5 protein-coding genes are annotated in these 7,658 nt (G+C 43.7%); all 5 read right to left on the bottom strand.

Annotated elements, in window-relative coordinates:
- Positions 1-687: 687 nt before the first annotated feature.
- Complete coding sequence (locus QSE00_RS22870; protein ID WP_286107661.1) at positions 688-3,015, bottom strand: GumC family protein; 2,328 nt, start codon at positions 3,013-3,015, stop codon at positions 688-690.
- A 205-nt stretch (positions 3,016-3,220) separates the two neighbouring features.
- Positions 3,221-4,312, bottom strand: a complete 1,092-nt coding sequence (gene wecB, locus QSE00_RS22865; protein WP_286107660.1) for a non-hydrolyzing UDP-N-acetylglucosamine 2-epimerase — start codon at positions 4,310-4,312, stop codon at positions 3,221-3,223.
- Positions 4,313-4,354: 42 nt separating this feature from the next.
- Positions 4,355-5,053, bottom strand: coding sequence for a WecB/TagA/CpsF family glycosyltransferase (locus QSE00_RS22860; protein ID WP_286107659.1), 699 nt, complete (start codon positions 5,051-5,053; stop codon positions 4,355-4,357).
- Positions 5,043-6,242, bottom strand: coding sequence for a delta-aminolevulinic acid dehydratase (locus tag QSE00_RS22855; protein WP_286107658.1), 1,200 nt, complete (start codon positions 6,240-6,242; stop codon positions 5,043-5,045). The genes QSE00_RS22860 and QSE00_RS22855 overlap by 11 nt, the downstream gene beginning before the upstream one ends.
- A complete protein-coding gene (locus QSE00_RS22850; protein ID WP_286107657.1) occupies positions 6,243-7,523 on the bottom strand; it encodes a phenylacetate--CoA ligase family protein in 1,281 nt (426 codons plus the stop codon).
- Between the last annotated feature and the right edge of the window lie 135 nt (positions 7,524-7,658).

The raw sequence follows: 7,658 nt of genomic DNA, 5'->3' as shown, positions 1-7,658 counted from the left end.
CGAACCGAAATCACTGGCGCAAAACGAACCGAAATCCCTCAGGGAAGTGGCGCAGTTTGAACCGAAATCACTGGCGCAATGAAACCGAAAAGCCTGGCGCAATTTGGTCCGAAGTATCCAATTGGTTAATGTGGTAATGAAGCAATTGATTAATGTACCAATGTATTAATTTGCTATCTAGCTTTTGGCCGAGTAACACAGATCATTGCTTATTGTAATAGCGGCGACTTTCAACTTTTAGACCTTAACAAAAAAACGCATTAGTGATTGCAATGGATAGCCCTGCTATGCGAAGTCTCCCGACTTCGGACTACTCCCGCCGAAAACGCGGGACACGCCTGCCTTTGTCGGTAGGCTCGAATTGACGGACTTTGGACTTTGAATATTATAACTTTCCACTCTACAACTGCATACCGCCACCGCTCACTGCTCAATTGCCTATTGCCTTGTGGCTATCGACTAAATTAACGGCCACTGAAGACTGTTCATGTTTAGCTACTTGTGAGATTTCTCCTCCCGTTGGTCGTTCGAAATGACCATCTTCTTTGAACTTTATATCATTGAACATTATAGCTCAACAGTGCCTACTAAAACTGTTCACTAACTACTGACCACTGATTACTGTTCATTGCTAATTGTAATAGCGGCGACTTTCAACTTTTGAACTTTCAACATTTCAACACCTTTCTACTTCCCACTCCCATAACCATAGCCGTAGCCATAGTTATATCTTTTGGCCTTGCCATTGCCCACACCGTTGACTACATAGGCCATGTTTCTAAGCTTCTTGGTTTTGTGCAAGTTTTTTGAGAATTCCAAGAGGCGCTTGTCCGTTAGGCCCGAACGGGTAACGAAGACCGTGGCATCGGCGAATTTCGAGATCAAAAGGGTATCCGTGACCAACATGGTCGGGGCGGTATCCACAATGATATAGTCGAACTCCTTTTTGGCGGCGGTGATGAATTTTTCAAAACCGGAGCTAGACAGGAGTTGTGGGGTATTGGGAGGTACGGAACCACCAAAGCAGATATGTAGGGTAGGATTGTCATTACCGCTCATCACCACACAGTCTTTCCAGTTCATTCCCGGATCCTTTAGATAATCCGAAAGGCCTAAATGGTTTACACTTATACCGTAAAAGCTATGTAGCTGCGGATTTCGAAGATCGGCACCTATCAACAGTACTTTTTTGTTAAGACTGGCATAGGCCAGGGAGAGATTGTGGGCCACAAGGGTCTTGCCTTCGCCCTTAATGGAGGAGGTGACCATGACCAACTGCCCCGTCCCTTTTTCCTTTTGGGTAAGCAGATAGTCCACATTGGTACTTAAGATGCGGAACGATTCCGCCATTAGGGAGCGGTCGTTGATTTCCAATTTCTTTTTTACGTCCTTAAAGAAAGGAATCTCGCCTACCACAGGGATATCGGTGCTTAGCTTTTCTATGTCGGTACGCTCGTGTATTTTGGTGTCCAGGGTAAAGCGGATATAGAGCACCGCAAAGGGCAGGAACAACCCTGCCAACAAGGAAAGGGCATAGACCATGGTCTTTTTGGGCGATACCGGAATATTATTGGTAAGTCCGTAGTCCACTACCTTCACAGTGGGCGCGGTTACGGCATAGCTAATGGCGGCTTCCTCTCGTTTTTGCAACAAGAGTAAAAAGAGGTTCTCCTTAATGCTCTGCTGCCGTTCTATGGAGCGTAGCATTTTTTCCTTTTCCGGCAATCTGGAAAAGACCGAACCGGCCCGGCTTTCCTCCAGTTTTAATTGTCTGAGCGAATTTCTTAATTGGGTATTGTAGATGTTAACGGATTTTATGATGTTGACCTTGGCCCGTTCCAATTGGCCGTTCAGGTTCTGTAGGGTAGGGTGGTTGCTGCCTACGGTGGGAAGGAGTTTTTCCCGTTCCAGGGCCATTTCATTATAACCGGCCACCAGGTTGTTAAGGCTGGTATTCTCTATCCCTATATTGGCGGGCAAGAGGCCGTAATCACTTTGGTTGATGACCGTTTCCTTTAGGATTTCCGAAATGGAAATCTGGTTCTCCAGTTTAATCACTTCTTCTTCGGTCTCCGACTTTCTTTGGAGGCTCATCCCGGCATCTGCTTCTATATAGGAAAGGTTGTTGGAACGCTTAAAGCTCTCCTTGCCGCCTTCAATCGAATCCAATTCCTGGCTCAGGTAGAGGAAGCGTTCGTCTATAAAGTTCAGGGTACGCTGACTTACCAATTGGCGGTCCAGGACCCCGTCCTGATTAAATTTTTCTATCAAGGTGTTTAGGATGGCCTCGTTGAGGTCCATACTTTCACTTTGTAGGGAAAGAGAAAGAATTTCACTGTTCTTGTTGGTGGCTTGCACCTCTAAGCTCTCAGCCAGAGCCAATACCGTGCTTTTTAAGGGGCTAAACACCACCTTATAGGTGATGCCCTCGTAAAAGATAGGATCAATGCCCTCCACCATTTTAATGTTAAAGGGAAGACCTTCGGTAGATTGTTCCGGTTCGTTTAGATTGGGCGTATAAGTATTTTCTTCGACATCTGTAATGGTGATGCCTTTTTTACTTAATTCGATTATATAAGGTTTTGGTGCTCGAATACTATCTGCCGCTATATGTTTGGTAATCTGAAAGGGTGGGGCCCAAATGCGTCTGGTCTTTACATTCCCCACTTCGTAAAAGGATATGTCCAAATGCAATTCGTTCACTACCTGGGAAAGGATGCGGTACGATTTTAAGATTTCGATCTCATTCTCCAAATTAATCTTGGAACCTCCTCCCAATAAAGAAAGTGCATTGGAAGCAATATCCACTTCCTGGGATTCGTCTATGATCTTTATTTTGGCCTGGGACCTGTATATGATTGGGGCCCAACGCATATAGGCATACCCTATTCCTAAGCAGAAAACAATTGCGACCAAAAACCAGGGCCAGTACCGTAGGTACTTCTGAAGAATTTCTTTGAGTTCCAAGGATTCTTCCTCCTCAAAATGTTCTATCGTATAGGGTGTTTCTTTCATCTTTCTCCTAGAATTTAATTTTTTTTGAACTACAGCCTATGGCAGCTCTTATCTTAATTTTCTGCAATTTTCCACCTTACGCCCCACCTTTCTCCAAAATACATAAAAATTATCTGTAGCTTCCACTTCCAACCAAGGGTTTCCGTCTTGGGCAATAAAGGCAAAATTACCTCTTTTTAAGGGAATTAAAAAGCAGGGACTTAATCTATAACGTTAACAAATGTTCCACGATCCTTTCCGCTGTTTTACCATCCCATAAATGAGGGATACTACCTGCTTTCCATTGCCCGGAGAACAATTTTTCCATGGCAGGGGCAATGGCCTTGGGATTGGTGCCTATAAGCTCGTTGGTGCCTTGGGTAATGGTTTCGGGCCGTTCGGTATTGTCCCTCAAGGTCATACAGGGTACCCCCATCACCGTGGTCTCCTCCGTAATGCCCCCAGAATCCGTAAGCACTACTTTGGCCCTTTCCACCAAATAATTGAATTCCAGGTAGCTTAAGGGTTCCACCATGTGTAGCCTAGGATGTGAAATACCAATATTTTCCAAAATTTTGGCGGTCCGTGGATGCACCGGAAAAATAAGGGGCAGGTCTTGGGTATGGGCTATAATTTCATCTATCAGGGCTTTTAATTGAGCCTCCTGGTCCACATTGGCCGGGCGGTGCAGGGTCATGACCAAGTACTTTCGGTCCTCTAAATTTAAAGCGTCCCAGATAGGGGGTTTTGTAAAACGTGGCCGTTGTTTTAGGAGTGTGTCTATCATGGTATTGCCTACATAGAAAATGCTTTCCTCTTTTATGCCGCTGTTTCTAAGATTGGCATTGGCAATTTCGGAGGTGGTGAAAAAGTAATTGGTTATGGCATCGGTTACCAGACGGTTAATTTCCTCGGGCATGGTCCAATCATTGGATCTAATGCCCCCTTCCACATGGGCTACCTTAGTGTGCAGTTTTTGTGCAGTAATGGCGCAGGACATGGTAGAGGTAACATCACCTACCACCAGCACAAGGTCTGTAGGGTGGGCCAGGAGCTCCTGTTCAAAACGGACCATAATGTTGGCCGTCTGCTCGGCTTGGGATCCGCCACCCGCCTCCAAATTGGCATGGGGCTCCGGGATGTCCAATTGCTCAAAAAAATCGCCGGACATCTTTTTGTCATAGTGCTGTCCTGTGTGCACCAAACGGTAGTCTATCTCCTTTCCTTGAGCCTTTGCCGCCTTAATGGCATGGATGATGGGGGCAATCTTCATGAAATTGGGTCGGGCTCCTGCAATAAGCGTTAATTTTTTTATCATCTTTTATTTCCTTAAGACTGTTTGATTTGTTTACGAATGGATTTATAATCTGCCCAGTTGTAGGTTGACAAAAAAGCGCACCAAATGAATTTGTCTTTTAATACGGCTGGGCTGATTGATAAGGCGATAGGCCCATTCCAGATTATTTTTCACCCACCACTCCGGGGCACGTTTTACCGCTCCTATATAGACATCAAAACTTCCGCCCAAGCCTTGATATAGGGCTTGGTGTTGGGTTTGTATCTCCTCCATTAACAACTCCTGCTTGGGAGAGCCCATGGCAACGAAAACAATATCGGGCTGTTTTAATGCAATGTCCTCTATAAGGGCGGTTTGTTCCTCTACGGTTTTAATATAGCCGTTTCTGTAATTTACGATCCTGATCCCAGGAAAATGGGTTTGTAACTTGGTTACGGTGGCATCTATCACCGCCTGTTGCCCCCCAACCAGATAAAAGGTTTTGGAGCTGTGATAGCGTTGTACGATATCTAACCATAGTTCACACCCGGGAATTTTAACCGTATCATGGTGCCCCTTTTTTTGTAAGGCCCAAACGGCGCCGGTTCCGTCCGGGTAGCCCACGTTCCTATTAATAATGGCGCGGGTTACATCCGTGGCATGTAGAATCTTCTCTGCATTCACCGCTACCAAGATACTTTTTTGGGCCATGGCATAATCCATCAATTCCACTCTGGATTGGGGAGCGTATGTTTTTACCCCATTTAAACTTTTAAATTCCATTTGTTTTGTTAGTTTCCAATAGATAATAACTGATTGCGTTGAACATAAAAGCATTGCTCCATCTCATATAGGATATTTTGGAGCTTATCCCTTTTTTTAGCTGGTAGTAAAAATAGCCCTGCCTGTCCTGCATATTGCTTAGGGTCCACTGCATCACCTTATCGGCCAATTCCTTGTTTTCTGGAAATTTACGGTGCAACGAAAGGTTGACAAATAACTGCCCGGGACAATGAATGTCTATGGGATAGGTTTGGTCGTGATAATATTTGGGGGTTCCATCTGGCAAGAAAAAATTTTGGATGTAGTACTGAAAGCCTTTCTCCAAACAGTTTTTAAATTCCATATTTCCAGATGCGTCTTGATAAACCTGTATGGCATCCAGGTTATAGCCCGTGTGGAAACTATCGATCCAATTTTGTACGGGCAACATGCCATAGACCCAGGAACCATCCTTTTGCTGGGCTTCGCAACAGGCCTTTATGGTAGTACGGGCCAGTTCCAAGTGTTCTGGATCTTTGGAATATTTATATAATAAAGATAGGGTTTTGGCGCCTAAGAGGCTTGCATTGATAACCGTATCATTTCCCTTGAGGGGAGAATAGGAAAATAGGAATCCCGAGTTAAAAGTTGTCCTGTTCAGGTCTTTGGTAATAAAATTGGCAGCACTCAGGGCCGTATGCAGGTATTCCTGATTTTGGGTGATATCATAGGCCTTTACCAGTCCCTGTACGCAGAAAGAGGTAGCCACCACGGTAGGGGTGTGGGCAGGGAATAAGAACAGCCTACGGGCCTGCCAATCAAAATTATAGCCCCAACAAGCCCCTGAATAGTCCTTGTGCTGCATATGTAAAAGCAGATCGGACAAGGCCGTTATTGTTTTTAGAATAGCTTCTTTGGTTCCAAAACGCAATTCCCCTTTTTCTGCAAGTTGATATAAATTGCAATACCCATTTAAAAATAGCCCAATACCCTTGGCATTGTGTTGCTTGGGCACTGCGAACAATTTCCGGAAATTGATGGGGGAGCGTTTAAAACCTTGTATCCATACCAGTCTGGCCAAATCCCAATGTTTTAGAGGGGTGGCATTAAACACCTTGGAATTAAGGCCGTCATAGGGATCCCAGCCCTTAAAGTTTTCAGCCTCACAATAGGTTTTTAGGTTTAAAAAAGATCTGTCTATGGCCTGCATTTACTCAACTTTAGAAATAAGGTATTTGTATTTATTGCCGGAGGTATATATCAATTCGTCTTCGTTTACCTGTTGAATATTGATGTCCATATTATCCTTGCCAATATAATAATCTACTTTTTTCTGAATTAGGTTTATGTCATCCTCCCCAAAGGCTTCGGACGCCAATACATTTATGGTCAGTTCCCCAATTTTTTCCTGTACCACCTGTGCGTTTTGGATGTTGTTGATTCCTCGTATTAAATAATCCAGACGGCCAATTTTGGAACCATCTTTGGCAATGACCACATCATCTGTTCTCCCGTCTATTTTTTGTATAAATAGCGGATTGGGATTATTATCCCCAAACCTGATCCTGTCGTTGACCTCGTATCTGATTAGGGGAAATCCTTCTTTTATGAGACTGGTGGTAATTATCTTGTTTTTGTGATATTCGTTGATGGAGTAGCCTGGATTTTCCATATAACCCTGCTGATCCAGCTTTTCCATTAAGGAAATGCTACGCTCCGTAGTACCATAGTAATCATATAATTTGGTGTTCAAGGTTTTTTCAATGAGTTCCCGTTGAAAATCATACAAGGTTTCCGAGGATGTAAAGGCTACTGGAATTTGTAGTTGCAGTTTCTTATCTTTCAGGAGTAGGCAGAGGTTGTACAAGGAACTGGGGAAGCCTTCTATGGCCTTAGGTTTAAACTTTACTAGTTCTGCATAGTACTTTTCCGTAATGCTGGCATTGAGATTAAAGCTGGACAGGTATAGGGTATTGGAGACATGCACCTTTAATTTAAAGATGTTTTTGGGCAAATTTCCCTTAAGGGATACCAAGGGTTCCCCATAGGTAAACCCTCTATCTCTGCGGTTTATAAAGACATAGGCCTGTTCCTTTTTAATGCTTTTGTAACTGTGATATAATTTTAAGGGGTTCCCTGTGGTGCCATTGGTGTTGGCCGATATCAAAAGCCAGGAAGGCTGCGTAGGGACCAACTCGGTATTTTGCCGTAGGATCTCTTTGGTAAGGATCGGTAACTTGTGCAAATCCTTTATAGAGGTTATATCATTGATGGTCACTCCTGCCTCGGCATAAAAACGCCTGAAAAATTTGGACTTTGTAATGGCCTTTCTAAATATTTTTAAAAACTGTTGTTCATTATGGAGTGTCAATTCATCAGGGGTCAACAAGCTGAGTCGCTCTATTTCCTTAATTTCTTTTTGAATCAAGGGCTTGGATCGCACTAGGTATTTTAGGGTCTCTTTGAGGTATTTCTGCATTTTCGCTCGCATGGTAATTCTGTTTTGGGGAACTATTGATTTATTTTATTGGAATGTAATTCTTATACATAAATCCATCTTATTATGGTTTAATTTGTAGGGTGGGCAGATAAGCACTTTAGTCCATATTATTAAGCTTTTCATAGC

This window comes from Arenibacter flavimaris (assembly GCF_030291335.1).
Taxonomy (GTDB): Bacteria; Bacteroidota; Bacteroidia; order Flavobacteriales; family Flavobacteriaceae; genus Arenibacter.
This window is presented reverse-complemented; position numbering and strand designations above follow the sequence as displayed.

What these genes read in the sequence shown, in the direction of transcription:
- wecB (WP_286107660.1), bottom strand. Translation starts at nt 4,312, where the DNA reads ATGATAAAAAAATTAACGCTTATTGCAGGAGCCCGACCCAATTTCATG.
- QSE00_RS22860 (WP_286107659.1), bottom strand. Translation starts at nt 5,053, where the DNA reads ATGGAATTTAAAAGTTTAAATGGGGTAAAAACATACGCTCCCCAATCC.
- QSE00_RS22855 (WP_286107658.1), bottom strand. Translation starts at nt 6,242, where the DNA reads ATGCAGGCCATAGACAGATCTTTTTTAAACCTAAAAACCTATTGTGAG.
- QSE00_RS22870 (WP_286107661.1), bottom strand. Translation starts at nt 3,015, where the DNA reads ATGAAAGAAACACCCTATACGATAGAACATTTTGAGGAGGAAGAATCC.
- QSE00_RS22850 (WP_286107657.1), bottom strand. Translation starts at nt 7,523, where the DNA reads ATGCGAGCGAAAATGCAGAAATACCTCAAAGAGACCCTAAAATACCTA.